Consider the following 24092-nt stretch of genomic DNA (forward strand, 5'->3'; position numbering starts at 1 on the left):
CCACTGGCACGATGAATTCGCCTTCGGCGACCGGCAACTCACCCCACAAGGGGAGAAGGGAAAAAGGTCTATTGCTTCAGCACATCCGCCCATTCCGGATGGCGGCGGAACTGGGCGTTGGCGAAGGGGCAGAGCGGGATGATCTTCTTGCCCACTGCCCGCGCGTCCTCGACGGCGCGTGTGACAAGCCGAAGGCCGGCGCCCTGGCCGCGAAACACGTCCGGCACTTCGGTGTGATCGATGATGATCTGGTGCTCGCCGACCTTGGTGAAGGTCATTTCCGCCTCGGCGCCACCGGGCCCGCGCAGGACATAACGTCCCTTCGAGCCGCGGTCCTCGAGTTCGATCTCAGGCAATTCGTCAGGCATCGCTTGCTCCTTCAACCGGCGCATCGGCAAAAAGCCGCCTCGCCGCTTCGATCTCGTTTGGCCGAATTTCGTGGCCGCCATCGTGCCACTCCACTGTGACATCGGCGCCATCTGCGCGCAAATAGGCTTCCAGCCGCGACGTCAGGTTGGGCGGGCAAATCGGATCGCGTTTGCCGGCGGTGACCAGGATGCGGCGTCCGGCAATGCTGCCCTGCACCTGCGGTTCGAACGGGATCAGCGGGTGCATCAGCACCGCCGCATCGAACAGCTCGGGCGCGGCGAACATTACGGACGCCAGGATGTTGGCGCCGTTGGAATAGCCGAGACCAAAGACCGAAGATGGCCTTGCCGCTATCACCTGCGCCTTGATGAAACCGGCCATCTTGGCGGTCGCCCGCGCGAGGTCGTCCATGTCGTAGACGCCCTCGCCGGTGCGGCGGAAGAAACGCGCCGCACCATGCTCGGAAACATCGCCGCGCGGCGATACGATCGTCGCCTGTGGCGCGAGGTCGCGCCCGAGGGACAGCAGCTGGCTCTCGTCCGCGCCGGTGCCGTGAAAGACGAAGAGCAGCGGGCCGCCGGGCGAACCCGGCAGCGCCTTATGGATGTAAGCTTGCTTGCTCATCGTCTCAGCCCTCCAGCTTCTGCAGATGCTCTTCAAGATAGGGCCGCAGATGCTGGTGCTGCGTCGGCAGTTTCAGGGCTTCGCCGAGATGGGCGGTGTCCTCGTCACGGTCGAAGCCCGGCTCATTGGTGGCGACTTCGAACAGCACGCCGCCCGGCGTGCGGAAGTAGATCGCCCAGAAATAGTCGCGGTCGATCACCGGCGTCACGCCATAACCCGTATCGATCAGCGCCTTGCGCACTTCGAGTTGCTGGGCGCGATTCTCCACCGCGAAGGCGACATGGTGGACCGAGCCGGCACCGAGATTGGCAAAGCCCGCCGTAGGCAGCGATTCGATGTCGACGACATCAGCGCCGTTGCCGTTCTTGACCGCCAGCCGGCTGACATTGCCGGACTTGTCCACTTGCTCATAGCCCATGAACTTCAACAGCTCTTCCGTGGCGCCACCATCCTTCAATCTGAGCGAGACCGAGTGGAAGCCGCGTATCGCCTCATCAGCGGGAATGCCGCCTTTCAACCACGGCGCGCGGCTGTCCGCTTTGTCTTCGACCAGCGCGAAACCGTCGCCGTCGGGACCGGCGAAGGCCAGCCGCTTCTCGCCGAACGTCTCTTCGCGGGAGACACCCGCAACGCCTTCATCGGCGAAGCGCTTTTCCCAATAGCCGAGCGTGCCGGCCGGCACCGAATAGGCCGTGGTACCGACCTCGCCGACGCCGTGGCGGCCCCTGGCAATGTCCGGGAACGGAAAATAGGTCATCACCGAGCCGGGCGTACCGTGCTCGTCACCATAATAGAGGTGATAGACATCTGGCGCGTCGAAGTTGACCGTCTTCTTGACCCGGCGCAGGCCGAGCTTGTGCGTGAAGAAATCATTGTTCTGGCGCGCATCGCCGGCCATCGACGTCACGTGATGCAGGCCCTTGATCTGGTCGAGCATTGGTCTTGCTCCTTCCCTTGGGTTTGCGGCCCTTGCCGCTGTCCACGCCTATATGAGGGGCCGCCCAACAATGGCAAAGGCGGCAAACTCAGAATGGACTGTATCTCAATAGTGAACAGCAGGAAATTTTCGTTCACCATTTAAGCAAGACCGACAGGCTTGCGCCGCAGCCAAATTCCGGTTCATTGAACGTCTTCCCGACGTGACAGGATAGAGCATTGGCCGCGAAAAGCAGACGCCCGAACATCCTATTGATCTCCTGCGACCAATGGCGGGGCGATTGCCTGTCGGCTGCCGGCCATCCCGTGGTGAAGACGCCGAATGCCGATGCGCTCGCCGCCGAAGGCGTCCGTTTCAAGCGGCATTACGGCGGCGCGGCTCCCTGCTCGCCGGCCCGCGCGTGCCTCTACACCGGCCTTTACCAGATGAACAATCGCGTTTGCCGCAACGGCACGCCGCTCGACGCCCGCCACGGCAACATGGCGCTTTCGGCCCGCGCCCTCGGCTATGATCCGACTTTGTTCGGCTACACCGACGTCTCGCCCGATCCGCGCACGATGGCGCCGGGCGATCCCCGGCTGAAAAGCTATGAGGGCGTGCTGCCCGGCTTCAGCGTGCGCCAGTTCCTGCCTGAGCATCAGAAACCATGGCTGTCATGGCTGAAGGCACGTGGCGTCGACACCAGCGCGGGCTCTCCCGGCATTCACCGTCCCGTGGGCGGGGAAGCGGGCGACGCCGTGACCAATGCGCCGCCTGTTTATTCCAGGGACGAGACGCCGACCGCTTTTCTTGCCGGCGAATTCATTCGCTGGCTAGACGAACAGGATGCGCCATGGTTCGCGCATGTCTCCTTCATCAGCCCGCATCCGCCCTTTGTCGTGCCGCAGCCCTACAACACGCTGTATGATCCGGCGGACGGACCGCCCTTCCGCCGTGCCGGGACTTGGCAGGCAGAGGCGCAAAGGCATCCCTATCTGGCTTACGACCTTGGTCGCCAGAAGCGGAGAAGCTTCCGCCCCGGCACCGACGGCCACGTGCGCGACTGGGGCGAGGACAACATCCGGGCCATCCGCGCGATCTATTACGGCATGATCTCGGAGGTCGACGCGCAGCTTGGCCGCATCTCGCAAGCGATCAAGACGGCGAATGCATGGGATGACACCATCATCGTGCTGACTTCGGACCACGCCGAGATGATGGGAGACCATTTCATGCTGGGCAAAGGCGGCTTCTTCGACGGCAGCTATCACATCCCATTGATCGTGCGCGACCCACGACGCGGCAATGCAGCCGGCTCGATCGTCAACCACTTCACCGAGGCAGTCGACATCTTCCCGACCTTGCTCGATCTGCTGGACGCCGACGCCCAGCTGCATCTCGACGGCCGCTCGCTAAAACCGTTCCTGCAATATGAACCGCCTAAGGATTGGCGCGACGCGGCGCATTGGGAGTTCGACTTCCGCTCGATTGCCGATGGTGAGGCCGAACGGCATTTCGGCATCGGCTCGCGCCAGTGCAACCTCGCCGTCATCCGTACGGAAAAATTCAAATACGTGCATTTCGGCGGCGGCCTGCCGCCGCTGCTCTTCGACATGGAGAAGGATCCGGGCGAACTGGCCAACGTTGCCGCCGACCCGGCCTATCTCAGCGTGCGGCTTGAATTTGCCGAGCGGCTGCTTGCCTGGCGCGCCGAGCATCTTGACCAGTCGTTGGCGCTTGCAGAGCTAACGGACGAAGGGGTGGTGGGTATGTGATAGGCAGTAGGCAGTAGGCAGTAGGCAGTAGAATGTTCTGGCGGCCTGATGCCTCGTCACTCGGTTTCGCCTACTGCCCAATCCCTACTGCCTATTCCCTTACTGTACCATCATCCGCTGCTGGTCGCGCTTCTCGGCATAGCTGCCCTTGTCATACGCGGCCTGCGCCTGCAGCTGCTCCTTGGTGAAGTTGGTGTAGAGATATTTGTTGCCGTCCTTGTCGGTCATGAATTTGAGCTTGTCCATGCCGACCGCGACCTCCTTGGCGCCGATGCCTAGAAAGCCGCCGACATCGATGATGACGGCATCCGGCTTGCTGTCGGGCGTGAGCACGACGTCGCCGATCTCGCCGACCTTGGCGTCGTTGGCGCCATAGACGGTGGTGCCCTTCAGGTCGTCGCCTCTGATGTTACCGACCGGCATTTCGGTCAGTGTCGACTTGTCGATCGCTGCCGTTTGCGTCGGATCGGTGGCCTTTGTCCCGGCCGGAGCTTCCGCGGTCTTGTCCCCTGGATGAGCATTGTCAGCCGGTGCAACGGCCGTCGGGGCAGCCGGAGCAGTCGGCTGCGTCGCGTCGGAGGTTGTCGTCACGGGCGCCGGATCATAGGGCTTCCGGTCGAAATCAGGCTGCGCCTGCAGTTCCTCCTTGGTCGTCTGCGCCACCAGCCAGCGATCGCCGTTCTTTTCGGCCCACCGCGCCTTGGCGAAATCATAGGTCACGTTCTTTTCACCCATGCCGAGGAAGCCGCCGACGCCGATCACCAGCGACTGCGCCTTGCCATCCTTGGTCAGCACGATGTCGTTGACGTCGCCGATATTCTGGGCATCGTCGCCAGTGCCATTGTAGACATTCTCGCCGATGATGTTGGTTGCGAGATTGCCGTCAGCGCGTTTCACCGCCGGTTCTGACGGCGCGGCGTTGAGATCAACCGGCTTCTGCGGGTCGTTCTGCGCCGTGGAAGCAGGCGCCGAGGCCGGATCGTAGGGCTTACGGTCGAAGTCGGGCAGCGCCGTCAGCGCTTCTTTCGTCGTCTCGGCGACGAGCCAGCGGTCACCATTCCTCTCGACCCATTGCAACTTGCCGTAGTCGAAGGCGACGTTCTTGCTGCCTATGCCGAGGAAGCCGCCAACGCCGATAATGGCGGATTTCGCCTGGCCGTTTTCATCGAGGACGACGTCGCTGACGTCACCGATCTTCTGCGCATCGTCGCCAGTGCCATTGTACACCGACTCGCCGATGATATTGGTCATCAGCGCGCCGTCGGCCTGTTGCGGCGCCGGCGCGATGGTAGCAGGGGCTTCAGCCGGCGCTGGGGTCGTCGCCGGGGTCGTCGTTGACTGCGCAAACGCACCGGTAGCGATCAGCGTTGCGAGTGCAGTCGTCGCGAACAGTGTGCGGATCATGATTAAGTCTCCTCTTGCGTGATCTCATGCGCGCCGCAATCGGCAAACCACTTGCCGGGAGACCGAAGGCGGCGCCTCCAATGGGATCACAACGTTGTGACAAGGCGCTTGTTCCGAAAAAACGGGAGCATCGAAATACCCTGGGCAAGTCCGCGGAATCGCCCGACATTCCCGCCCGGCCGATGGAACCTTTGCCAAGCTTGCCCGTTTCAGCCTGCGGCTGGCATTCCGGCCGCTAAAAAGAATACGGAGTGGGGCATGCGATTTGCAGCGGTGCTGAACCGGGACGGCGGCACCTTGCGGACCACCGATCTTTCAGCGCTAACCGACCGGATGCGCCAGACGCTCGAGGCGGCTGGTCATTCCATCGAGATCGACATCGTCGCCGGCAAGGAGATTGTCGCGGCGCTCGACAAGGTCGCCGCGCGGCGCGACATCGACGTCGTGCTGGCCGGTGGCGGCGACGGCACCATTTCGGCCGCCGCGGGGCGGCTGATGAATGGCAAGAAGGCGCTGGCCGTCCTGCCTGCAGGAACAATGAACCTGTTCGCCCGCGGCCTTGGAATTCCGCAGACCATCGATGGCGCGCTGAAGTCCTTTGCCGACGGCGAGATCATGGCGGTCGATATCGCGAGCGCGAATGGCCGGCCGTTCGTACATCAGTTCTCGATCGGTCTGCACGCCAGGATGGTGAAGCTGCGCGACAATATGGAATTCGCCTCGCGCTTGGGAAAGATTCGCGCTTCGGCCAAGGCCGCTTGGACGACGATCAACAATCCTCCCGCCATGAAGGTGACATTGACGGTCGGCGAAGCCGAGATCGTGACCCGCATCAGCGGCATCGGCATTTCCAACAATCTGTTTGGCGAAGGCCATCTGCCTTATGCCGACAATCCTGCCGGCGGCGTGCTCGGCATCTATGTCACCGTGGCGCGGCAGCGTGGCGAGCTGGTCAGGGCGCTCTTCGACATGGCTCGAGGCAGGTGGCGCGACAGCGATCATGTCGAAACTCATCAGGCCGACAAGGCAATCGTGAAGATCCATACCGGGAGCAAGAAATTCGGCGCCGTCATCGACGGCGAACTGGTCAAGCTGGAGCGTGAAACGACAATCCAGATCCACCCTGGCGCACTGAACGTCCTGGTTCCGGCGCAAGCCGCCCAGGCGAAGGCCGCCTGATGCGATTACGAATGACGCGGAAAACCCTAGCCGCCCGACTGCCCCTCGCCGGCTGGCGAGCTCTGGTTGGCCGGCGCGGTCTGGCCGGTGGGCTGCCCTTGGCTTTCAGGGCTATCTGGATCTATCTTTTGGCCATAAATCTCGGCCGCTCCCCAAGCAATAAAAGCCAGGAGCAACGCGGCGACCAATATGCGCAGGCCGTGCCAACCCCAGCGCCCCTGACGGGCTTTGTTTTCAGGGGCGATCTTGGTCATTGGCGGCGTTCCTATCGTGCAACCGGCATGGTCGATGAAACCATCGCCGGCGAAACATGGTGGGGTAACGATTGCTTGCTACAAAAGTTCCGGCGCGCGACGGCCGCGCAAGATGCGCGCCACCGCGGGTGGGGCCTGCAAGCGAGGGGGCTTGGTGGATAGCAAGGTGGCGAAGCAGGCTGGTTTGCCGGTTGAGGTCCGCCGCGCCGTGGCGGCGCCGGAGCGGCTTGCCGTACTGCACGGGCTTGACGCGATCGACACCGACTCCGATCCCGACTTCGATCGCATCACCGACCTTGCCGCAGCCGTGATGCAGGCGCCGATCGCGCTCGTCACGCTGCTCGACACCGAACGACAGTGGTTCAAATCCTGTGTCGGCTTCAACGAGACCGAAACCGCGACCGACATATCGTTCTGCGCCCATACCATTGCCGCCGGCGACGAGCCGATGGTGGTGCCGGATGCCAGCATGGACCCTCGCTTCTCCCGCAACCCGCTGGTCACCGGCGAACACCATGTCCGCTTTTATGTCGGCGCGCCGATGGTGGTCGCCGGCGCGCGCGTCGGCACGGTGTGCGTACTCGACCGGGAGCCGCATGAATTTCCGTCCGCTGCCGCGCTCGATCATTTGAAATCGCTGGCCAGCCTCGCCGCCAGCCTGTTTACCCTCAAGGACGCCACCCGCAGCGGCGCCATTGCCACGGCTGCTTTGGCGCAGGAGGAAAAGCGCCGAGCCATAGCGCTCGACGCCGCCTCGCTCGCCAGTTGGGCCTGGGATATCCGCACCGACATGATCGAATGCGACGTGCGTTTGTCGGAGCTGTTCAACCTGCCGCGTTCGAACCGGCTGCGGGCGCGCGACATTCTGGCCGCCATCGACCCGCGCGACGTTAACCAGACCGAGACGCGCTTTCGCGATGCCCTGACCGGCAGCGACGACTATTTCGGCGAATACCGGGTCAAAGGCTTCGATCCGCCGCGCTGGATAGTCACCCGCGGCCGCGTCATCGAGCGCGACGGCGAAGGCAAGCCGACGCTGATCTTTGGCGTCAACTACGACATCTCGGAACGCAAGCTCGGCGAGGACCGGCAAAGGCTGCTGCTGCGCGAGCTCAACCATCGGGTCAAGAACACGCTGGCGACGGTGCAGGCGCTGGCCACACAGACCGTTCGCCACGCTCGCCGCCCAAGCGAATTCCTGGAAGCCTTCGGCGCCAGGCTGCAGGCGCTGGGCGCTGCCCATAACCTGCTGTCGGATCGCGAATGGCGCGGCATCGGTATTCGCGAACTGATGCAGATCGAGGTGAAGCCGTTCGATTCGGCAGAACGGCCGCGCATCGTGATCTCCGGTCCGGAGCTGCTGCTTTCGCCCGACCAGGCGGTGGGGCTCGGCCTGATCATGCACGAACTGGCCAGCAACGCGCTGCAATACGGATCGCTGTCGGTTGGCTCGGGGAAGGTCGATGTCGACTGGAAGGCGGCGGGCAAGAAAGGCGCGCGCCGCCTTGTGCTGACCTGGAGCGAAAGCGGCGGGCCGAAAGTCGACCCGCCGGAACGCCAGGGCTTCGGCTCTATCCTGATCCGCCGCAGCCTCGCCAAGGTTTTATCGAGCGAAGTGACCCACGAATTCCGCAGCGAAGGCGTGTTCGCCGAAATATCGATGCCGCTTGAAGATCTGCCGGCTTAAAGCAATTTCAGAAGTGCGAAGCGGTTTTCCCGGGAACAGCGTATCAGCGCGACGCGCTTTAGTCGGCTTCGCTGTCTGGATCGCCCGGATCCGGTTTGACGTTCTCGCGGTAGATGGCATAGGCCGCGAGCGCGATCATCGGGCCGAGAATGACGCCCTTCCCGCCTTTCCCCTTGAGCAAGGCCGGCAGCACGGCAAGCGCCGCGGTGATACCGAGCGCCTTCAGGTCGGCATTGCGCCTTCGCGCACGTCGGCGCGCACGCGTTCCGGCCGCAAGTTGATGAATGAGCACGATAAGCCCGGCCGTTACCAGGAAACCGGCCGCGAAGCCAAGACAGGCGGCCATCGAGCCATAACGGTCAGCCGCCCAGATGTAGGCCGCCCCCAGGAGAAACCCGAGGCCGCACAGGGCAGCCACGGCGGCGAGCCCGTAGACGATTGCCGCCGTGCGCGCGCGGCGCATGGCGGCAATGGCTTCACCCGAGGCCAAGGCCGAGATAAGCGGTGCCAGCATGCCCATCTCTGTCGAAACTAGCGCCGGGCAAGAAGCGCAAACAGGAAGCCGACGCCGGCCGCGATCGCCAGTGAAGTGACCGGCTTCTCGCGCACATTGGCCGTGATCTGGGCCTCAAGATCCTTGGCGTTGCCACGCAGGCTGTCGAAGACGGCTTCGCCCTGCGCGCGCAACTGGTCGACGCCTTCGGCAGCAGCGCGCCGCGCCGTGCCGTAACCATGTTCGCCGGTCTTGGCCAATTGCTTGGTCAACTTTTCGATATCCGCCTTCAACTGCCGAATGTCGGCTTCCAGGTCGGCGTTCGTCTGACTTTCGTTGGCGGTTTTTCCTGCGGCAGTTGCCATTCTAAACTCCTTGCGTTTGCTTGGCTTCAAACGCCCGACACACGTCATGGTTCCGAAATCGGAGACCGTATCCATGAAAGGGTGTTTGCAAGTGCGAGTCCAGCCCCAGATGGAGGCCTGCCTGTCAGATCAGCGGCCGACGGCCTTCGCTTAGGCCCTCCCAGCGCGCGAGATCCTTCAGCCCCTCCCCGTCGATCACTTCGCAACCGCCGTCGCGCCAGGCGATCAGCTTGCGATCGATGAGCTTGCGGATCGTCTTGTTGGTGTGGACCAGCGACAGGCCGAGCGTATCGGCGACATGCTGCTGGGTAATCGGGATTTGCACCGGCGCCTTGCCGTTGAGCCCGACTGCCGCCGCGCGGCTGGCGATGAAGGCAATGAGATAGGCGGTGCGCTCGACCGCCGTGCGCCGACCGACGCTGAGCAGGTTCTCGTCCAGCATGCGCTCCTCGCGCGACGCCAGCCAGGTAATGTCGTAAGCAAGGCCCGGATGGTTGCGGTAGAGCTCGTGCAGGTTTTCACGCTCGAAGACGCACAACAGCATGGGCGACAGCGCCTCGACCGAGTGCTGCATTTCGCCCATCAGGCTGCCCTGCAGCCCGATAAGATCGCCGGGCATGGAGTAGTTCAGGATCTGGCGCCTGCCGTCCGACAATAGTTTGTAGCGGAAGGCCCAGCCCGAAAGCACGGTGTAGAGATGAGCACTTTGGCTGCCTTCGACCAGCACTGTGGCGCCCTTGTCGACGGCCAGTTCGCCCTTCTTGAACATGCTGACATAGGCAAGCTCCTGCTTCTCGAATTCCCGGAACACCGGCAATGCCCGAAGCGGGCAGATCTCGCATGGGTACTGACGGCTGGAAAACGAACGACCATTCTGGCCAGACATTTCGATCCCTCTTTCGAAAGTCTCTTGCCAGAGACTGAGTGCTACGCCTTTGCAAGGCCGCGGTTCCGCTGCCGATGGCATGTCTTTTTTAAATGACAGGATGGCAAATAGCGATCATGACTCGCTACACTCGACTGAGGCGAATTCGAAGCTCGCTTGTGGAGTAGAGCCGGTGGGCGAACTTTTCGGATTAAGGCCTGACCGATCCCCCAAGGTCCGCGATGCGGTTGACTGGAGTCACTGTACCCGATGCTGCAAGAATTGAGGAGAGATTGCCAAGTGCCGCCATTGCTTGAGGGATTGCGAATTCTTGTCTTGGAGGATGAATTCCTGATCGCCATGGATGTCGAGCAGCTTTGCCGCGACCATGGCGCGAGCGACGTAGTGATTGCCCGCGCTCTGGCCGAGATCGATGAGCAGAAGGTCGTTGGCGAGTTCGACGCCGCTATCGTGGACCTCATGCTGGGCGGAACGTCTACACTCGATTTCGCCTCGCGGCTGCGCCAATCGGGCCTGCCGTTTGTCTTTGCCTCCGGCTATTCGGACCCGGATGAGATCAAAGTGTCTTTTCCCGGCATCCGCCTGGTCACCAAGCCTTATTCGGGGACCGATCTCGTCGAGGCTCTGGCGGCGGCCTGCGGACGCGCGCCAGTCTGAGATATCTTCGATGCGTATGTGTAGAGAGCCCAGGCCCGCAAACGGGGCCTCCGCCGTCAGGCAGCGTTTGAACCCGTCACCTGGGACGAGATCGCGTCCGGCCCGTATTCGTCTTCGCCGGAGATTTTGAGGATCTCCTGCAACCGCGTGCGGGCCCGGCTGACCCGGCTCTTGATCGTTCCGACCGCACAGCCGCAGATTTCGGCGGCCTCTTCATAGGAAAAGCCTGAAGCGCCGATGAGGATGATGGCTTCGCGCTGGTCCTCGGGGAGTTGCTCGAGCGCGCCGCGGAAATCCTTGAGGTCAAGCTGGCCGTGCTGAGCCGGATGAACGGCAAGCCTGGCCGTCATGATGCCGTCGCTGTCCTGCACCTCGCGGCCGCGCTTGCGCATCTGGGAATAGAACTCGTTGCGCAGGATGGTGAACAGCCATGCCTTGAGATTGGTGCCGGGCTGAAAGCTCTCATGCTTGTCCCAAGCCTTGACCAGCGTCTCCTGCACCAGATCGTCGGCCTTGTCGGCATTCTGCGTCAGCGACACGGCAAAAGCCCGCAGGCTCGGGATCGAGCCGAGCAGGTCGGTCTTGAACCCTTGTGAGACAGCTGCCATGCCTCAGTCCTTCTTCTGTGCGGGTTCGGCCTTTTCCAGTTGGCTGAGCAACTGGGCAAAGCGATCCGGCACATTGTCCGAGACCAGCTCGTCATAATACTGTTTGAGTTTACGGCCAATTTCCGAATTCGCCCCGAGCGGGTCGCCGGAATTGGCCCGGCGCCTGTCAGCGGCGCCAGCCAGCGTTTCTTTATTCATGTCCTTCATTTCGCCCTTAAATCCAGCGCCCCGAGCCGCCCCATTACACAACGCAAAGCGGCCCCCTCGTCTGGTTGCCCATCGCACCACAAACGTCGCCCGTGCAGTTTCGTTCCACAAGTGTCGGAACTTTTTCGCAAAACCCGCGTTTGGGTGTTGGGGCTTGCAATCAGCTTGACCTGCAATCTATGCAATCACGTCATCTGAGGGAGACGTCTACCATGAGCCTTTCCGCAACCATCGCTCCGCACCTGCCGTTCCTGCGCCGCTTTTCACGCGCCGTATCCGGATCGCAGGAGAGTGGCGATGCGCTGGTAGCCGCGATGCTCGAAGCCATCATCGCCGACGTCGACATCTTCCCGCAAGCGTCAAGCGACCGCATCGCGCTCTACAAGGTATTCGCCAAACTGTTCACCTCCATTGCCATCCGCGTTCCGCAGGAGCAGGCGCAATCGGCATGGGAGCAGCGCGCCGCCGCCAATCTGAACGCCATTGCGCCACGGCCACGCCAGGCTTTCCTGCTGGTCGCGGTCGAAGGCTTCGGTGAAGACGAGGCAGCTGAAATTCTCGATGTCGACGCCAAGGAATTCTCCGAACTGCTTGCCCAGGCGAGCAACGAGATCTCTCGCCAGGTGGCGACCGATGTGCTGATCATCGAGGACGAGCCGCTGATCGCCATGGACATCGAGGAAATGGTCGAGAGCCTCGGCCACCACGTGGTCGGAACCGCGCGCACCCATACCGAGGCGGTGGCGATGTTCGGCAAGACAAGGCCGAAGATGGTGCTGGCCGACATTCAGCTTGCCGATGGCAGCTCGGGTATCGATGCGGTCAACGAAATCCTGTCGTCGACTTCGGTGCCGGTAATCTTCATCACCGCCTTCCCCGAACGTCTGCTGACCGGCGAGCGGCCTGAACCGGCCTTCCTCGTCACCAAGCCGTTCAATCCCGACATGGTCAAGGCGCTGATCAGCCAAGCGCTGTTCTTCGACCGGCAGGCCAAGGCCGCCGCGTGAAGTAGGGCCTTCAATCTCCAACTTTTCGCCGCCTCGCAGCGTTGGCGGCACTGGCGATCGCCTAACCCGGCGATCGGCGGCTGCCCGTCGCGCCGTATCGCGCTCACGCGCGCGAATCAATTCGCGTCCGGGCCTCTTCCAAAGACCTTCTTTTTCGGCAAATGGTGGAACAAACAGCAATCACTCACGTTCTTGATCCAGTATCGGAAGGAGACAGATCATGCTCTACTGGGCGCTCGTATTTCTCGTCGTGGCGATCATCGCCGGCGCGCTTGGTTTCGGCGGCATCGCCGGTACCTCGGCCGGTATCGCGCAAATATTGTTCTTCATCTTTCTCGCCTTCCTCGTCATCTCGCTTCTGGCCGGCCTGTTCAGACGGGCATCGTAGGAGCGGGCGAAGAACACTGGAAGCCGCACCCCTCAAACGGTTTCCAGCCACCGCCGGGCGATGTCCTCCAACGGGACATCGTCCGGCGGACCTTTTCTGGGGACCTACTCAGGAACTGAGTCCAAGTGAATCGTTCGGTCCTGATCAGGTGGACAGGTGATTGATGCGTTCCATTGGCGGAGGCGAGAGCGGACAGGGCGACGAGGTGATCGCACTGCACCCGGCTGAAAGCGGAATGCAGCTTGGCCGGGCCTTGCTTCACGCTCTGCACAATGCCGGCATTTCCGTCCTCTATCAGGATCGTGAATTGAAGACTGTATGGGCCCGCAACATGCGTGCGCCGTGGGTTTCCGACACAGCCGACAGCAACGGCGCGTTGCCACCGGCGCAAGCTGAGCAAATCGCCGCCGCCAAAAGCAATGTGATCGCTTCCGGCAATCCGGAACGCCTTGAACTGAGTGTTCCCACCGGGGATGGCATGCGCTGGTTCCAGGTATGGGTCGATGCCGATCGGGGCCATCGCGGCGACGTTCAGGGCGTCGTCACCACGATGGTGGAAACCACCGAGCAGAAACGCCGCGAACAGACGCTGAAGACGCTGTTGCGCGAAGTCAGCCACCGCTCCAAGAACCTGTTGGCCATCATCCAGAGTATTGCCACCCAGACCGGCCGCTATTCCGAGACACCCGACGATTTCCTGAAGCGCTTTCGCGGCCGCCTGCAGTCACTGGCTTCCTCCCAGGATCTGGTAACGTCGTCGAACTGGCGGGGTGCAGCACTTCGCGAGCTTATCCGCGGCCAGGTCGTTCGCTACGGCGCCGATCCCGCGCAGAGCCTGCGCTTCAATGGCGTCAACCCCTACCTCAATCCCAACGCGGCCATTCATATCGGACTGGCAATGCACGAACTCGCCGTCAATTCATTCAGCTACGGCGCCCTGGCGCGGCCGGACGGCTTTGTCGAGGTAACCGCCGATCTGTCGAACGTCGCAGAGGCCGCAGACAAGCCGGCTTTGTCGCTGACCTGGGTCGAGGCCATTGTCGCCAATGATAACAGGCGCACCGAGAAACGCTTCGGCAGCGTTGCCCTCGAACGTGTCGTGCCGGCATCGCTGAACGGCACGGCGACGCTGGAGATCACCAGTGACCGCCTCGAATATCGCCTCGTCGTTCCGCACGGCAATTTCGAAACCGAATGAGCGGCGGGATTCCTTAACCGGCTGTTCACCATAAAATCCGATGCTGTGGTTCCCAGAGATTGCTGGATCTTGACCGATTCAACCGATGTTTCGGCCGCAGCCTGCAACGCGAGTATGGGAGGAATGATCATGACGGTTGCCGATATGAACAGGCTGGAGCAGGCCGCCCGGGTGTCCATGAGCGGCTTTCAGGATCCTGACGCTTCAGCCTCGCCTTTGCAGCACGCCTGGCATCCCTTGCTTCGCGTCGCCGCTGTCGCGCTCGTCGCCGCTGTTGTGCTGATCGTGGCGTCGCAATTGGCCTGAGCCAGATGCTCAGGTTCACGCTGCTCCCAAGCAGCCTGGCTCAGAAGCTGTCCAGCTCGTAGCCGACCAATTATTAACGCCCCTTTCGGCACAGGAACTTTGACGGCTGTGGACCGTTCTTATGGCGAGAGGACGTATCGCCGTGGAACACATCGCCGCTTTGCTTTTGGTAATTGGCTGTTCGAACAACATGACCGAATGTCGTGAACTGCCGGTGCCGGTCAGTGTTTTCGAAACCGCCGAAGCATGCACGGCAGAACGTCCATTCGCTGCCGGCGACGTGCAGGGTCAGGCCGAGCACGTCGTTGCCAAATGTCTTACGGTCGACCCCGCGCTGGAGGATGATTACGACCAGATCGTCTGGAACGTGCGCCCGGACGGCACCCTCGACGCGTCTTTGCAGATTTCCAGTGTCGTGGTCGCGTCGAACGCCACGCGCCGCGAAAAAGACTCTCTTAGCCAACAATAAGATCGAGCGGGCAAAGGCTGCTGTTTCGTGCTAAATAGCGGCTGGAGCTTACTAAAGTGAGGACAAAAGTGAGGAGAGATTCTATGCGGAAATTGATTATTGCCATGGTTACGGTGGTCGCCGTCAGCGGCTGCAGCACGACCGAGCAGGATGTCGGTGTCGGCGCCGGTGTCGGTGCTTTGGCCGGCGGACTGATCGGCGGCGGCAAGGGTGCGCTGATCGGCGCAGCCGTTGGCGCCGGTTCCGGCCTGCTGGTGCGCAACCTGCGCAACGGCTATTGCCAGTATCGCGACAATCGCGGCCGGCTCTACACCGCTCGCTGCTGATCCGCTTCAAAAGCGTCAGACAATCGCGACGGAGACCGGTCAGCCGGTCTCCGTTTGTTTGACTGCATCAGGCTGCGGGATCCTGATTTCCACCGTAAGCCCATCGATGCGAAAATCTCGGGCAATCGTGCCGCGCAATTCGCGCGTGACATTGAGGTCGATCAGCTTGGTGCCGAAGCCGGTCTTCGCCGGCGCTTCGAGTTCCTTCTGCCCGGCCTCGCGCCAGTTCAGAACCAGCATCCGCTCGGACCCGCGCCCCTCGAACGACCAGTCGACCTTGAGCGCACCCACGGAATTGCCGGCCTCGCCATATTTCAGCGCATTCGTCGCCAGTTCGTGAAAGGTCAGGCCAAGCGCCTGCGTCGTCCTCTCGTCGAGCAGCACCTGAGGCCCTGACAATATCCCTTCCGGAAGCTCCTTGCCGAACACCTGGCCGAGCTCGATGCGCAGCAGGTCGCCAAGATCGGCCTTCTGCCAGCGCGAACGCGTCAGCATATCCTGGGAAGCCGCCATTGCCTGCAGGCGGGCTGAGAAGGAAGTTGAGAACTCCTTCACGTCGGTTGCTTGCGCTGCCGTCTGGCGCGCAATCGCCAGCACCCGCGTGATCGAATTCTTGATCCGATGCTTCATCTCCTGCAGCATCAAATCCTTTTCGAGCAGGCTTTTTTCCGTCGTTTCATGCAGCAGCGACTTGGCGTCGTAGGCGCGCTCCTGGTAGCGCGCCACCAACGCGATGGCCCCGGCCAGAAGCAGGCCGAACAGCCCGAGCATGACCGGAATGGCGCGCGAGGACGGTTGCGAAAATGCACTTGTCGGCCGAAACAGCACCGTCCACGGCCGACCGGCGACGATGATCTTGCGCGTCACCAACAGCCTGTCGCCAAAGCTCGCAACCGGCGGCGTTTCCGACTGGAACAGAAGATTGTCGGCGTCGGCCGTGCCGTCATAGACCGCGGTGTTGACCGGCAGCAAAGGCGTGCGGCTGAGCGCGGTCTGGAACAGGTCGCGGGCGCGGAAGGCCGCGTAGAGAAGGCCTGATGTCGATGATCTGGACGCATTGATACCATCCGGCGCGGTTTCGACATTGAGCCTGACGAAGACCAGGAAACCGGTAAAGGTCTGCGCCGCGCCAGTGTCCTGGCCGAGCTGGACCAGACCGCTTGCGTGCTGTGCGTCATCGGCCATCGCTTTTTCGATCGCCTCGCGCCGCACCGGCTCGGTGAACATGTCGTAGCCGATGGTGGATTCGTTGGCAGGGTCGAGCGGCTCGAACAGCACGACGGGCGTGCGCCATGGCTGTGTCGTGTCCGGATAGACCGTGTGGGCGGCGCCGCGGTCGCGCAACATGTCGCGCTCGACCGCCGCTTCGTCACCGGTCTTGGCCAGCCTGAGATAGCCGATGCCGCGCAGGCCGGCGAAATTGTTATCGACATCGAGGGCGCTGAAGAAGGCCTTGAATTCGCTACCTGAAATCTCGCCATTGCGGGCGTCGAACAGCGCCTGCGTCGAGCGCAGCAGTGACAGATGCAGATCGATACGGCTTTCGATGCGGTTGAGCGCGTCGTCGGCCGTCGCCTCGAACTTGATGCGCGCCGCTTCCTGGGTCGCGAAATAGGCGAAGCCCGCCATCGTCAGGCTGATCAGTGCAACGGCAATGAAGGCAAGGATCGGGAAAAACTTCTTCAACGCAGGCCCATGGACGGTTCGGGACCTTTATGGGCAAGTCGCCGCGGCAAGACAATGGCGCGGCCAAGCCATAATGACAGCTGGCATATCATGCATATTTAGCCGGCTTATCGATCTCGAGCATCAGTGAACATGACAGCTGACGATAGCGTGGTCTCAGGCCGCGATCTTCAGCGCACCCGGACCGGGAATGGCGCCGGGCGGGCACTTTCCCAGGATGATCATGCCGAGCACTTCGTCCTGCGTCACATCGGTGGTGAGCGCGGTGCCGACGACCTGGCCGTTCTTCATTACGCAGACCCGGTCGGCAAGCTCGAACACGTCGTGAATGTCGTGGCTGATCAGGAAAATGCCGATGCCGTCGGCCTTGAGCTGCTTTACCAGTTCGCCGACCTGCGCCGTCTCCTGCGGCCCAAGCGCGGCCGTCGGTTCGTCCATGATCAGGATGCGGGCGTTGAACAGGATGGCGCGTGCGATCGCCACCGACTGGCGCTGGCCGCCCGATAGCTTGATCACGGGCTCCTTGAAGCGCTGGAAGCGCGGATTGAGCCGGCCCATCACCTTGCGCGCCTCGGCCTCCATGGCGACATCGTCGAGTGTCCCCCACGCGGTCATCAGTTCGCGGCCGAGGAAGAGGTTGGCGGCAGCGTCGACATTGTCGGCCAGCGCAAGCGTCTGGTAGATCGTTTCGATGCCGTATTTCTTGGCGTCGCGCGGATTGGAGATCGAGGCCTCCTGGCCGTTGACCAAGATCTGGCCGGCATCGCGCTTGTAGGCGCCCGACAGGATCTTGATCAGCGTCGACTTACCGGCGCCGTTGTGGCCAAGCAGCGCCACCACTTCGCCCGGGAAAAGATCGATGGACGCATCGTCGACGGCGCGAATGCCACCGAACGCGATCGAGATGTTGCGCATGTCGATCAGTGGCGTACCGGTGGGAGCAGTTTTTTCCATAATCGTTCCTCCCTAGACGCGCTTGCGATAGACGGTGTCGAGCCAGACGGCGATAACCAGGACGGCGCCAACGACAATGCTCTGCAACGGCGAGTCGATGCCGAGCAGCACCATGCCGGATTGCAGCGACTGCATCAGAAGCGCGCCGAGCATGGCGCCCATCACCGTTCCGGCGCCGCCCGCGAGCGACGTGCCGCCGATGACAGCGGCCGCGATCACCAAAAGCTCGTCCAGTGTGCCCAGCGCATTGGTTGACGCATTGAGACGGGCCGACGAGATCGCCGCGCTGATTGCAGCCAGCACACCCATGATCATGAACACCTTCATGGTCACCCAGCGCGTGTTGATGCCGGCGAGTTCCGCTGCCTCCGGATTGCCGCCGATGGCGAAGACATAGCGGCCGAAACGCGTGCGCTTGGTGATGAACGTCATGATGATGCCGACAATCACCGCCATCAGCACCGGTATGGCGATGCCATGCGCGATGAACAGCCCGCCTTCGGGAACGGTGATGCCGTTCTGCTGTGCGTACTGGCGCACGATGCCGATCGGCCATGGATAGGAATTGGCGATCCACACGGCGCCGAGGATGGCCGCGCAAGCGACCACGCCAAGCAGGGTCTCGGCCCAGACGGGGCGCAGTGGAAAGCTGAAGCGCTTGCGCTGCGAGCGACCGTTGAGCAGCGCGAAGGCGACCGCCGCGCAGGCGACGATGCCGACGATCCAGCTGGCAGCGGCGCCAATCGAGCCGCGTGGTCCGCCGCCCATCAGCTGGAAGGTGGCGTCGAGTGGCGCGACCGTGCGCCCGCTGGTGATGAGCCATGCCATGCCACGCCAGACCAGCAGGCCACCAAGCGTCACGATGAAGGCCGGAACCTGCATATAGGCGATGATGAAGCCCTGGAACGCGCCGATCAGCAGACCAAGCACCACGCCGGCGGCAAGCGCGACGACCCAGAGCCAGGGGTTTCCAAGCTGGAAGCCGATGACGCGAATGAGGAATTCGGCCTGTGCCACGCCCATGATCATGCCGATCACGCCTTCGACGGAGCCCACCGAAAGGTCGATGTTGCGCATGACGATGACCAGTACCATGCCGGTCGCCATGATCGCGACCGAGGACGTCTGCACCGACAGGTTCCAAAGATTGCGCGGCGTCAGGAAAAGCCCACCCGACAGGATATGTATGCCGACCCAGATGACCAGCAGCGCGCCGACCATGCCGAGCATGCGCGTGTCGAGCTCGGTCGCTTTCAGGAACCGGGCGACCGCGCCGAGTTCAGACGCTCGTGCCGTATCGGCCTGCGGATTTGAGGTCGTGTCGGTCATGATGTCCTCCAGCGGCTTGCCGTCTGGCGCGGATGCCGGACCACAGCCTAGAAGTTTGCCGCCGATGGCGGAAACACACAATTCTCGTAGAGAAAACGCCGCGGCTTGACAGCCGCGGCGCCTCATTTCTTCAAGTCGTCGAGATCAGTTGCAAGCCGCGACGCTGCCGGCGGCGACGCCTGTGCAGACTTCGTCCTTCTTGATCCAGCCGGCGTCGATGACGACGTTGAGGTTGTCCTTGGTGATCGCGACGGGGGTCAGGAACAGCGACTTGACGGTGTTGCCGCCAGGCGTGGTGAAGTCCTTGGCGCCGGCAATGTCGCCCGTCTTCTTGCCATCGGCAAGCTGCGAGGCGATCTCGGCGGCGTTCTTGCCGAGTTCGCGCGCGTCTTTCCACACCGACACCGTCTGCGTGCCGAGCGCGATGCGGTTCAGGGCGGCATGGTCGCCGTCCTGGCCCGAGACCGGAACCGTTCCGGCAAGGCCCTGCGCCGTCAGCGCGGCGACAACGCCGCCGGCGGTGCCGTCATTGGCCGCAACCACGGCATCGACTTTGTTGTCGTTGGCGGTCAGGAACTGTTCCATGTTCTTCTGGGCGTTGGCCGGCAGCCAGCCATCGGTATAGGCCTCGCCGACATTCTTGATCTTGCCCGAGTCGATGGCTTCCTTGAGCACTTCCATCGAGCCCGAGAACAGGAAATCGGCATTCGGATCCGAGCCAGAGCCCTTAATGAAGACATAGTTGCCTTCGGGCTTCGCCTTGAACACTTCGCGGGCCTGCATGCGGCCGACTTCCTTGTTGTCGAAGGTCAGGTAAAAGACGTCCTTGTTCTCGATCAGGCGGTCATAGCCGACGACCGGAATGCCTTCGTCCAGCGCCTTCTGCACCGCCGGGCCGATGGCCGAGGCGTCCTGCGCCAGGATGATCAGCGAGTTGGCGCCCTGCGAGATCAGGCTTTCGACGTCGGTCAGCTGCTTGCCGGGATTGGACTGCGCGTCGGCGGAAATGTACTTGTCGCCGGCAGCCTCGATCGCCGTTTTCATCGCAGCCTCGTCGGTCTTCCAGCGCTCTTCCTGGAAGTTCGACCACGACACGCCGATGACCTTGTCCTTCGCCTGCGCGACCGACATCAGCGCCAGCGACATGGCGACACCCGCCAGCATGGCGGCTGCAAATCTGTTCATCATAATCCTCCCTGCGCCGCGTGCGGCGCGACAAAACTGGCCCGAGGGCCGGCACACAGAGGCCCTATTTTTTCGAGCCTCGAAAAAATACTGGTTCAATGATAAGGCGCTGTCAACATCGATTCTGATGGATTCTGATGGCCTTGCCGATTTTTTTCGAGGTCCGCAATAAACAATGACAGGGCTGCCGGCGTCTGCCAATATTTGGCTGGTGCCGTCGAACGCCTTCACTATCATGAGGCGCGAGGAGGCCGGGAGGAAACAAATGTCGGTTGGAATCCGCCACGACGATCTGCGCCGTCGCAACCGTGCCATGGTGATTTCGGCCGTGCGCCGGGCCGGCCAGCCGTCGCGGACCGAGATTGCGGCGACCACCGGCCTCAGCCACTCGACCATATCGGCAATCTCGTCTGATCTGATTCAAGAAGGCACCCTGATTGAAGGCAAACCTGGCGAGACAGGCGCACTGAAACGCGGCCGGCCGCAGGTCGGCCTTGGCCTCAACCCGGAAGCGGCGGCGGTGATGACCGTCGTGCTGTCGCTCAATTTCCTGTCCGTCACCGTCATCGACTATGCCGGCCACGTCGTCGCCGAGGAACAGCGCCGGCTGGACACGCTGACCAAGCCGCGCGACGAGCTGATCGGCGAATGCGTAGCAATCGTCCGGCGGCGGCTTGAGGATCCCGACCTCGATGTCCAGAGCATCGCCCGCATTGCCATGGGCATCCAGGGCATCACCGATTCGCAGGCGCGCGCCATGCTGTGGTCGCCAATCACGCCACTGACCGACATTGCCTTCGCCGACATGTTGGAAGCGGAATTCGGCATTCCGGCCACCATGGAGAACGACTGCAATATGATGGCGGTGGCCCTGCAATGGCGCCAGCCCGAGCGCTACCGCGACAATTTCATCGCGATCCTCTTGTCGCACGGCATCGGCATGGGGCTGGTGCTGAAAGGCGAACTGTTCACCGGCACCCATTCCTCGGGCGGCGAGTTCGGCCACATGATCCACCGTCCGGGCGGCGCGCTCTGCCGCTGCGGGCGGCGCGGCTGCGTGGAAGCCTATGCCGGAAACTACGCCATCTGGCGCAGCGCCAAAATGATGGGCGAGGATGCCGAGCCGGTCGATATCGGCGACGCTGATATGCGGGCGCTGGCCGCTCGTGCGCGAGAGACGGACGGACCGGAGCGCGAAGCCTATCGCAGGGCCGGCGAGGCGCTCGGCTTCGGCCTCGGCAGCCTGTTTGCGCTGATCGACCCGGCCCCCGTCGCCATGGTCGGCGTCAGCGCCGCCGCCTTCGACCTGATCGAACCGGCATTGCGCGAAGCGATCGCCCAGACCGCCGGCGGCCAGCACTCGAAGTCGATCTCCTTCGACACCGAACCCAACGAGCTGCCGCTGATCCGCGAAGGCTGTGCCATGCGCGCGCTCGGCTTCGTCGATCAGGAGATTTTTGCGCCGGGTATTCAGCCCAAATCCGGCAAGCATGTCGCCTGAATGGCCGGCAACGGCGCGACGCGCAGGATCCTAGTCTTCCCTGATCGCGTAGCCGGCGCCGCGAATGGTACGGATGACATCCGGCATGCGGCCATTGTTGACGGCCTTGCGCAGCCGCCCGACATGCACGTCGACGGTTCGCTCGTCGATGTAGATCGTCTCGCCCCAGACATTGTCGAGCAGCTGGCTGCGCGAGAACACGCGGCCGGGATGCCGCATCATGAATTCGAGCAGCCGGAACTCGGTCGGTCCGAGCCTGATCTCGCTCTTCTTGCGGTAGACACGGTGCGACTCGCGGTCGAGCACGATGTCGCCGACCTTGAGCACGCTGGACAGCACTTCCGGCTTGGCCCGGCGCAGCAGCGCCTTCACGCGCGCCATGAACTCCGGCGTCGAGAATGGCTTGACCAGATAGTCGTCGGCGCCGGTGGACAGGCCGCGCACGCGATCGCTTTCCTCACCGCGCGCGGTCAGCATGATGATCGGCAGCCGCTCGGTTTCGGGCCGCACTCTAAGCCGCCGGCAGAGCTCGATGCCGGAAACAGCGGGCACCATCCAGTCGAGCACCAGGAGATCGGGCACGTTTTCCTGCAGGCGGATCTCGGCCTCGTCGCCGCGTGTCACCACCTCGACGTGATAGCCTTCGGATTCGAGGTTGTAGCGGAGGAGCACGCCTAGCGGCTCCTCGTCCTCCACGACCATGATGCGTGGCGCGATCATCGGCAGTTCACCCTCATCAGGCCGGCATGGCCATCGCCGTCTCGTCCTGCTTCGGACGATTGGCGGGCAGTTGCTGGCCGGTCAGCACATAATACGCATTTTCGGCGATGTTGGTGACATGATCGCCGATGCGCTCAAGATTCTTGGCGCAGAACAAGAGATGCGTGCAGGCGGTGATGTTGCGAGGGTCTTCCATCATGTAGGTCAAGAGCTCACGAAACACGGACGTGTATTTGACGTCGATGCGCTCGTCGTCATTCCTGAGTTTTGCAAGCGCTGCCGCATCGGTGGCGGCATATTCCTCGACGACGCCTTGCACCTGGATCAGCACCAGCTGCGCCATGGCGTCGATGGAGTGCGAGAGGTCGCGCGGCGTGACGCTCAAGCCCACGGTGCCGACGCGTTTGGCGATGTTCTTGGCGAGGTCGCCGATGCGCTCGAGGTCGCCGGCCATGCGGATCGAGCCGACCACGGCGCGCAGATCGTTGGCCATCGGCTGGCGCTTGGCGATCAGCGTGATGGCGCGGTCGTCCAGTTCGCGCTGGCGCGCATCCATGATGGCGTCGTCGGAAACGACACGCTGTGCCAGCGCATTGTCCGAATTGAGCAGCGCCCTGGTCGAGCCGCTGACCATCGAGCCTGCCAGATCGCCCATGTCGCGGATCAGCTTGCTGATCTGCCCGAGCTCTTCATCGAAGGAGGCGACGGTATGTTCACCCATGATCTTGGTCCTCGTGCCTGAAAATTCACCCGCCGGACGGCTCAGCCGAAGCGGCCGGTAATGTAGTCCTGGGTGCGCTTGTCGTCGGGGTTGGTGAACATCTTGTCGGTGGCGCCCTCCTCGACGAGATAGCCGAGATGGAACATCGCCGTGCGCTGCGACACGCGCGCCGCCTGCTGCATCGAGTGGGTGACGATGACGATCGTGTAGTTCTGGCGCAGTTCGTCGATCAGCTCCTCGACACGGGCGGTGGCGATCGGATCGAGCGCCGAGCAGGGCTCGTCCATCAGGATCACCTCCGGCGACACGGCGATGGCGCGCGCGATGCACAGGCGCTGCTGCTGGCCGCCGGACAGGCCGGTGCCGGGCTCCTGCAGGCGGTCCTTGACTTCGTTCCAGATCGCCGCCTTCTTCAGGCTCTGCTCGACGATCTGGTCCATGTCGGACTTGCGCTTGGCCAGCCCATGGATGCGCGGGCCGTAGGCGACGTTCTCGTAGATCGACTTCGGGAACGGGTTGGGTTTCTGGAACACCATGCCGACGCGGGCGCGCAGTTCGACGACATCGATGTTCTTGTCGTAGATGTCGTCTTCATCGAGCGTGATCTTGCCGGTCACCCGCGCCAAATCGATGGTGTCGTTCATGCGGTTGAGGCAGCGCAGGAAGGTCGACTTGCCGCAGCCGGACGGGCCGATCAGCGCCGTCACCTGGTTCTGACGCACGTCGAGATTGACGTCGAACAACGCCTGCTTCTCGCCGTAGAAGACGCCGACCTTGTCGCCGCGCATCTTGATGACTTCGTTCGACTTGGCGTTCATTTTGTCGCCCACTGCATTCTCAAGGGACTGTTCGGTCATGATGTTCATACCAAATTGCCT

Annotated in this window: 28 protein-coding genes; 11 read left to right on the forward strand and 17 right to left on the reverse strand. The window is 62.6% G+C overall.

The window, feature by feature from the left end:
• Positions 1-68 precede the first annotated feature (68 nt).
• Genes NKJ64_RS06230 through NKJ64_RS06240 form a run of 3 tightly spaced genes read right to left on the reverse strand, consistent with a single transcriptional unit; the run spans position 69 to position 1930 of the window.
• The gene (locus NKJ64_RS06230) at positions 69-368 is read right to left on the reverse strand and encodes a GNAT family N-acetyltransferase (RefSeq protein WP_023683956.1); all 300 of its coding nucleotides are present in this window, start codon (positions 366-368) and stop codon (positions 69-71) included.
• Positions 361-993, reverse strand: coding sequence for an alpha/beta hydrolase (locus NKJ64_RS06235; RefSeq protein ID WP_023754154.1), 633 nt, complete (start codon positions 991-993; stop codon positions 361-363). The genes NKJ64_RS06230 and NKJ64_RS06235 overlap by 8 nt, the downstream gene beginning before the upstream one ends.
• A 4-nt stretch (positions 994-997) precedes the next feature.
• Positions 998-1930 carry a VOC family protein gene (locus NKJ64_RS06240; RefSeq protein WP_023816424.1) on the reverse strand — a complete coding sequence of 311 codons (933 nt, stop codon included), beginning with the start codon at positions 1928-1930 and terminating at the stop codon, positions 998-1000.
• A gap of 218 nt (positions 1931-2148) precedes the next feature.
• On the opposite strand from NKJ64_RS06240, the gene NKJ64_RS06245 reads away from it, so the two are divergent.
• Positions 2149-3684 carry an alkaline phosphatase family protein gene (locus NKJ64_RS06245; protein WP_352462171.1) on the forward strand — a complete coding sequence of 512 codons (1536 nt, stop codon included), beginning with the start codon at positions 2149-2151 and terminating at the stop codon, positions 3682-3684.
• 99 nt (positions 3685-3783) lie between these two features.
• Here NKJ64_RS06245 and NKJ64_RS06250 read toward each other — a convergent pair whose 3' ends face one another.
• On the reverse strand, positions 3784-5088 hold the full coding sequence (locus NKJ64_RS06250; RefSeq protein WP_352462173.1) for a PRC-barrel domain-containing protein: 1305 nt from the start codon (positions 5086-5088) through the stop codon (positions 3784-3786).
• Positions 5089-5346: 258 nt separating this feature from the next.
• On the opposite strand from NKJ64_RS06250, the gene NKJ64_RS06255 reads away from it, so the two are divergent.
• On the forward strand, positions 5347-6267 hold the full coding sequence (locus tag NKJ64_RS06255; RefSeq protein ID WP_023670088.1) for a diacylglycerol/lipid kinase family protein: 921 nt from the start codon (positions 5347-5349) through the stop codon (positions 6265-6267).
• A 26-nt stretch (positions 6268-6293) separates the two neighbouring features.
• On the opposite strand, the gene NKJ64_RS06260 is transcribed toward NKJ64_RS06255, so the two are convergent.
• Positions 6294-6521, reverse strand: a complete 228-nt coding sequence (locus NKJ64_RS06260) for a hypothetical protein (protein ID WP_023742926.1) — start codon at positions 6519-6521, stop codon at positions 6294-6296.
• Positions 6522-6633: 112 nt separating this feature from the next.
• Between NKJ64_RS06260 and NKJ64_RS06265 the strand changes: the two genes are divergently transcribed.
• The gene (locus tag NKJ64_RS06265; RefSeq protein WP_502902856.1) at positions 6634-8208 is read left to right on the forward strand and encodes a sensor histidine kinase; all 1575 of its coding nucleotides are present in this window, start codon (positions 6634-6636) and stop codon (positions 8206-8208) included.
• Between the two features lie 58 nt (positions 8209-8266).
• Here the strand turns inward: NKJ64_RS06265 and NKJ64_RS06270 are convergent, their stop codons facing one another.
• From NKJ64_RS06270 to NKJ64_RS06280, 3 genes are all read right to left on the reverse strand, one after another.
• Complete coding sequence (locus NKJ64_RS06270; RefSeq protein WP_023706299.1) at positions 8267-8728, reverse strand: hypothetical protein; 462 nt, start codon at positions 8726-8728, stop codon at positions 8267-8269.
• A gap of 11 nt (positions 8729-8739) precedes the next feature.
• The gene (locus NKJ64_RS06275; RefSeq protein WP_023670092.1) at positions 8740-9066 is read right to left on the reverse strand and encodes an ElaB/YgaM/YqjD family protein; all 327 of its coding nucleotides are present in this window, start codon (positions 9064-9066) and stop codon (positions 8740-8742) included.
• A 124-nt stretch (positions 9067-9190) separates the two neighbouring features.
• Positions 9191-9952 (reverse strand): Crp/Fnr family transcriptional regulator, encoded by a 762-nt coding sequence (locus NKJ64_RS06280; protein ID WP_023806537.1) that lies wholly within the window; start codon positions 9950-9952, stop codon positions 9191-9193.
• A 279-nt stretch (positions 9953-10231) separates the two neighbouring features.
• Here NKJ64_RS06280 and NKJ64_RS06285 point away from each other — a divergent pair, with 279 nt between their 5' ends.
• Positions 10232-10609: a response regulator gene (locus NKJ64_RS06285; protein ID WP_023806536.1), complete on the forward strand. Its 378-nt coding sequence runs from the start codon at positions 10232-10234 to the stop codon at positions 10607-10609.
• Between the two features lie 56 nt (positions 10610-10665).
• Here the strand turns inward: NKJ64_RS06285 and NKJ64_RS06290 are convergent, their stop codons facing one another.
• Positions 10666-11217 (reverse strand): sigma-70 family RNA polymerase sigma factor, encoded by a 552-nt coding sequence (locus NKJ64_RS06290; protein WP_023670095.1) that lies wholly within the window; start codon positions 11215-11217, stop codon positions 10666-10668.
• A gap of 3 nt (positions 11218-11220) precedes the next feature.
• Positions 11221-11424, reverse strand: a complete 204-nt coding sequence (locus NKJ64_RS06295) for a NepR family anti-sigma factor (protein ID WP_023670096.1) — start codon at positions 11422-11424, stop codon at positions 11221-11223.
• Positions 11425-11636: 212 nt separating this feature from the next.
• Between NKJ64_RS06295 and NKJ64_RS06300 the strand changes: the two genes are divergently transcribed.
• The 6 genes from NKJ64_RS06300 to NKJ64_RS06325 all read left to right on the forward strand — a co-directional run bounded on the left by NKJ64_RS06300 (position 11637) and on the right by NKJ64_RS06325 (position 15118).
• Positions 11637-12431 carry a response regulator gene (locus tag NKJ64_RS06300; RefSeq protein WP_023670097.1) on the forward strand — a complete coding sequence of 265 codons (795 nt, stop codon included), beginning with the start codon at positions 11637-11639 and terminating at the stop codon, positions 12429-12431.
• A 220-nt stretch (positions 12432-12651) separates the two neighbouring features.
• Positions 12652-12819 (forward strand): DUF1328 domain-containing protein, encoded by a 168-nt coding sequence (locus NKJ64_RS06305; RefSeq protein WP_023670098.1) that lies wholly within the window; start codon positions 12652-12654, stop codon positions 12817-12819.
• A 163-nt stretch (positions 12820-12982) separates the two neighbouring features.
• The gene (locus tag NKJ64_RS06310; RefSeq protein WP_023670099.1) at positions 12983-14017 is read left to right on the forward strand and encodes a sensor histidine kinase; all 1035 of its coding nucleotides are present in this window, start codon (positions 12983-12985) and stop codon (positions 14015-14017) included.
• A 129-nt stretch (positions 14018-14146) separates the two neighbouring features.
• Complete coding sequence (locus NKJ64_RS06315; RefSeq protein WP_023670100.1) at positions 14147-14323, forward strand: hypothetical protein; 177 nt, start codon at positions 14147-14149, stop codon at positions 14321-14323.
• Between the two features lie 142 nt (positions 14324-14465).
• On the forward strand, positions 14466-14792 hold the full coding sequence (locus tag NKJ64_RS06320) for a hypothetical protein (protein WP_023670101.1): 327 nt from the start codon (positions 14466-14468) through the stop codon (positions 14790-14792).
• A gap of 83 nt (positions 14793-14875) precedes the next feature.
• Positions 14876-15118, forward strand: coding sequence for a YMGG-like glycine zipper-containing protein (locus NKJ64_RS06325; RefSeq protein WP_023683965.1), 243 nt, complete (start codon positions 14876-14878; stop codon positions 15116-15118).
• A gap of 39 nt (positions 15119-15157) precedes the next feature.
• Here NKJ64_RS06325 and NKJ64_RS06330 read toward each other — a convergent pair whose 3' ends face one another.
• From NKJ64_RS06330 to xylF, 4 genes are all read right to left on the reverse strand, one after another.
• Positions 15158-16804: a CHASE domain-containing protein gene (locus tag NKJ64_RS06330; RefSeq protein ID WP_023670103.1), complete on the reverse strand. Its 1647-nt coding sequence runs from the start codon at positions 16802-16804 to the stop codon at positions 15158-15160.
• 156 nt (positions 16805-16960) lie between these two features.
• On the reverse strand, positions 16961-17758 hold the full coding sequence (locus tag NKJ64_RS06335; protein WP_023683966.1) for an ATP-binding cassette domain-containing protein: 798 nt from the start codon (positions 17756-17758) through the stop codon (positions 16961-16963).
• A 12-nt stretch (positions 17759-17770) separates the two neighbouring features.
• Positions 17771-19087 carry a sugar ABC transporter permease gene (locus NKJ64_RS06340; protein ID WP_352462175.1) on the reverse strand — a complete coding sequence of 439 codons (1317 nt, stop codon included), beginning with the start codon at positions 19085-19087 and terminating at the stop codon, positions 17771-17773.
• Between the two features lie 144 nt (positions 19088-19231).
• Positions 19232-20272, reverse strand: a complete 1041-nt coding sequence (xylF, locus tag NKJ64_RS06345) for a D-xylose ABC transporter substrate-binding protein (RefSeq protein ID WP_023683968.1) — start codon at positions 20270-20272, stop codon at positions 19232-19234.
• Positions 20273-20537: 265 nt separating this feature from the next.
• Here xylF and NKJ64_RS06350 point away from each other — a divergent pair, with 265 nt between their 5' ends.
• Entirely contained in the window at positions 20538-21773 is a 1236-nt protein-coding gene (locus tag NKJ64_RS06350; RefSeq protein ID WP_352462176.1) for an ROK family protein, read from the forward strand.
• Positions 21774-21803: 30 nt separating this feature from the next.
• Here NKJ64_RS06350 and phoB read toward each other — a convergent pair whose 3' ends face one another.
• The 3 genes from phoB to pstB are packed head-to-tail and all read right to left on the reverse strand — an operon-like array spanning position 21804 to position 24080.
• Positions 21804-22493: a phosphate regulon transcriptional regulator PhoB gene (phoB, locus tag NKJ64_RS06355; RefSeq protein WP_031193203.1), complete on the reverse strand. Its 690-nt coding sequence runs from the start codon at positions 22491-22493 to the stop codon at positions 21804-21806.
• Between the two features lie 16 nt (positions 22494-22509).
• A complete protein-coding gene (phoU, locus tag NKJ64_RS06360; protein ID WP_352462178.1) occupies positions 22510-23214 on the reverse strand; it encodes a phosphate signaling complex protein PhoU in 705 nt (234 codons plus the stop codon).
• A 41-nt stretch (positions 23215-23255) separates the two neighbouring features.
• Positions 23256-24080 carry a phosphate ABC transporter ATP-binding protein PstB gene (gene pstB / locus NKJ64_RS06365; RefSeq protein WP_023683970.1) on the reverse strand — a complete coding sequence of 275 codons (825 nt, stop codon included), beginning with the start codon at positions 24078-24080 and terminating at the stop codon, positions 23256-23258.
• Between the last annotated feature and the right edge of the window lie 12 nt (positions 24081-24092).

It is taken from the genome of Mesorhizobium sp. M0062, from assembly GCF_040323125.1.
Lineage (GTDB): Bacteria > Pseudomonadota > Alphaproteobacteria > Rhizobiales > Rhizobiaceae > Mesorhizobium.

What these genes read in the sequence shown, in the direction of transcription:
- NKJ64_RS06230 (WP_023683956.1), bottom strand. Translation starts at nt 368, where the DNA reads ATGCCTGACGAATTGCCTGAGATCGAACTCGAGGACCGCGGCTCGAAG.
- NKJ64_RS06235 (WP_023754154.1), bottom strand. Translation starts at nt 993, where the DNA reads ATGAGCAAGCAAGCTTACATCCATAAGGCGCTGCCGGGTTCGCCCGGC.
- NKJ64_RS06240 (WP_023816424.1), bottom strand. Translation starts at nt 1,930, where the DNA reads ATGCTCGACCAGATCAAGGGCCTGCATCACGTGACGTCGATGGCCGGC.
- NKJ64_RS06250 (WP_352462173.1), bottom strand. Translation starts at nt 5,088, where the DNA reads ATGATCCGCACACTGTTCGCGACGACTGCACTCGCAACGCTGATCGCT.
- NKJ64_RS06255 (WP_023670088.1), top strand. Translation starts at nt 5,347, where the DNA reads ATGCGATTTGCAGCGGTGCTGAACCGGGACGGCGGCACCTTGCGGACC.
- NKJ64_RS06260 (WP_023742926.1), bottom strand. Translation starts at nt 6,521, where the DNA reads ATGACCAAGATCGCCCCTGAAAACAAAGCCCGTCAGGGGCGCTGGGGT.
- NKJ64_RS06265 (WP_502902856.1), top strand. Translation starts at nt 6,634, where the DNA reads ATGCGCGCCACCGCGGGTGGGGCCTGCAAGCGAGGGGGCTTGGTGGAT.
- NKJ64_RS06270 (WP_023706299.1), bottom strand. Translation starts at nt 8,728, where the DNA reads ATGGGCATGCTGGCACCGCTTATCTCGGCCTTGGCCTCGGGTGAAGCC.
- NKJ64_RS06275 (WP_023670092.1), bottom strand. Translation starts at nt 9,066, where the DNA reads ATGGCAACTGCCGCAGGAAAAACCGCCAACGAAAGTCAGACGAACGCC.
- NKJ64_RS06280 (WP_023806537.1), bottom strand. Translation starts at nt 9,952, where the DNA reads ATGTCTGGCCAGAATGGTCGTTCGTTTTCCAGCCGTCAGTACCCATGC.
- NKJ64_RS06290 (WP_023670095.1), bottom strand. Translation starts at nt 11,217, where the DNA reads ATGGCAGCTGTCTCACAAGGGTTCAAGACCGACCTGCTCGGCTCGATC.
- NKJ64_RS06295 (WP_023670096.1), bottom strand. Translation starts at nt 11,424, where the DNA reads ATGAAGGACATGAATAAAGAAACGCTGGCTGGCGCCGCTGACAGGCGC.
- NKJ64_RS06300 (WP_023670097.1), top strand. Translation starts at nt 11,637, where the DNA reads ATGAGCCTTTCCGCAACCATCGCTCCGCACCTGCCGTTCCTGCGCCGC.
- NKJ64_RS06305 (WP_023670098.1), top strand. Translation starts at nt 12,652, where the DNA reads ATGCTCTACTGGGCGCTCGTATTTCTCGTCGTGGCGATCATCGCCGGC.
- NKJ64_RS06310 (WP_023670099.1), top strand. Translation starts at nt 12,983, where the DNA reads ATGCGTTCCATTGGCGGAGGCGAGAGCGGACAGGGCGACGAGGTGATC.
- NKJ64_RS06315 (WP_023670100.1), top strand. Translation starts at nt 14,147, where the DNA reads ATGACGGTTGCCGATATGAACAGGCTGGAGCAGGCCGCCCGGGTGTCC.
- NKJ64_RS06325 (WP_023683965.1), top strand. Translation starts at nt 14,876, where the DNA reads ATGCGGAAATTGATTATTGCCATGGTTACGGTGGTCGCCGTCAGCGGC.
- NKJ64_RS06335 (WP_023683966.1), bottom strand. Translation starts at nt 17,758, where the DNA reads ATGGAAAAAACTGCTCCCACCGGTACGCCACTGATCGACATGCGCAAC.
- NKJ64_RS06340 (WP_352462175.1), bottom strand. Translation starts at nt 19,087, where the DNA reads ATGACCGACACGACCTCAAATCCGCAGGCCGATACGGCACGAGCGTCT.
- xylF (WP_023683968.1), bottom strand. Translation starts at nt 20,272, where the DNA reads ATGAACAGATTTGCAGCCGCCATGCTGGCGGGTGTCGCCATGTCGCTG.
- NKJ64_RS06350 (WP_352462176.1), top strand. Translation starts at nt 20,538, where the DNA reads ATGTCGGTTGGAATCCGCCACGACGATCTGCGCCGTCGCAACCGTGCC.
- phoB (WP_031193203.1), bottom strand. Translation starts at nt 22,493, where the DNA reads ATGATCGCGCCACGCATCATGGTCGTGGAGGACGAGGAGCCGCTAGGC.
- phoU (WP_352462178.1), bottom strand. Translation starts at nt 23,214, where the DNA reads ATGGGTGAACATACCGTCGCCTCCTTCGATGAAGAGCTCGGGCAGATC.
- pstB (WP_023683970.1), bottom strand. Translation starts at nt 24,080, where the DNA reads ATGAACATCATGACCGAACAGTCCCTTGAGAATGCAGTGGGCGACAAA.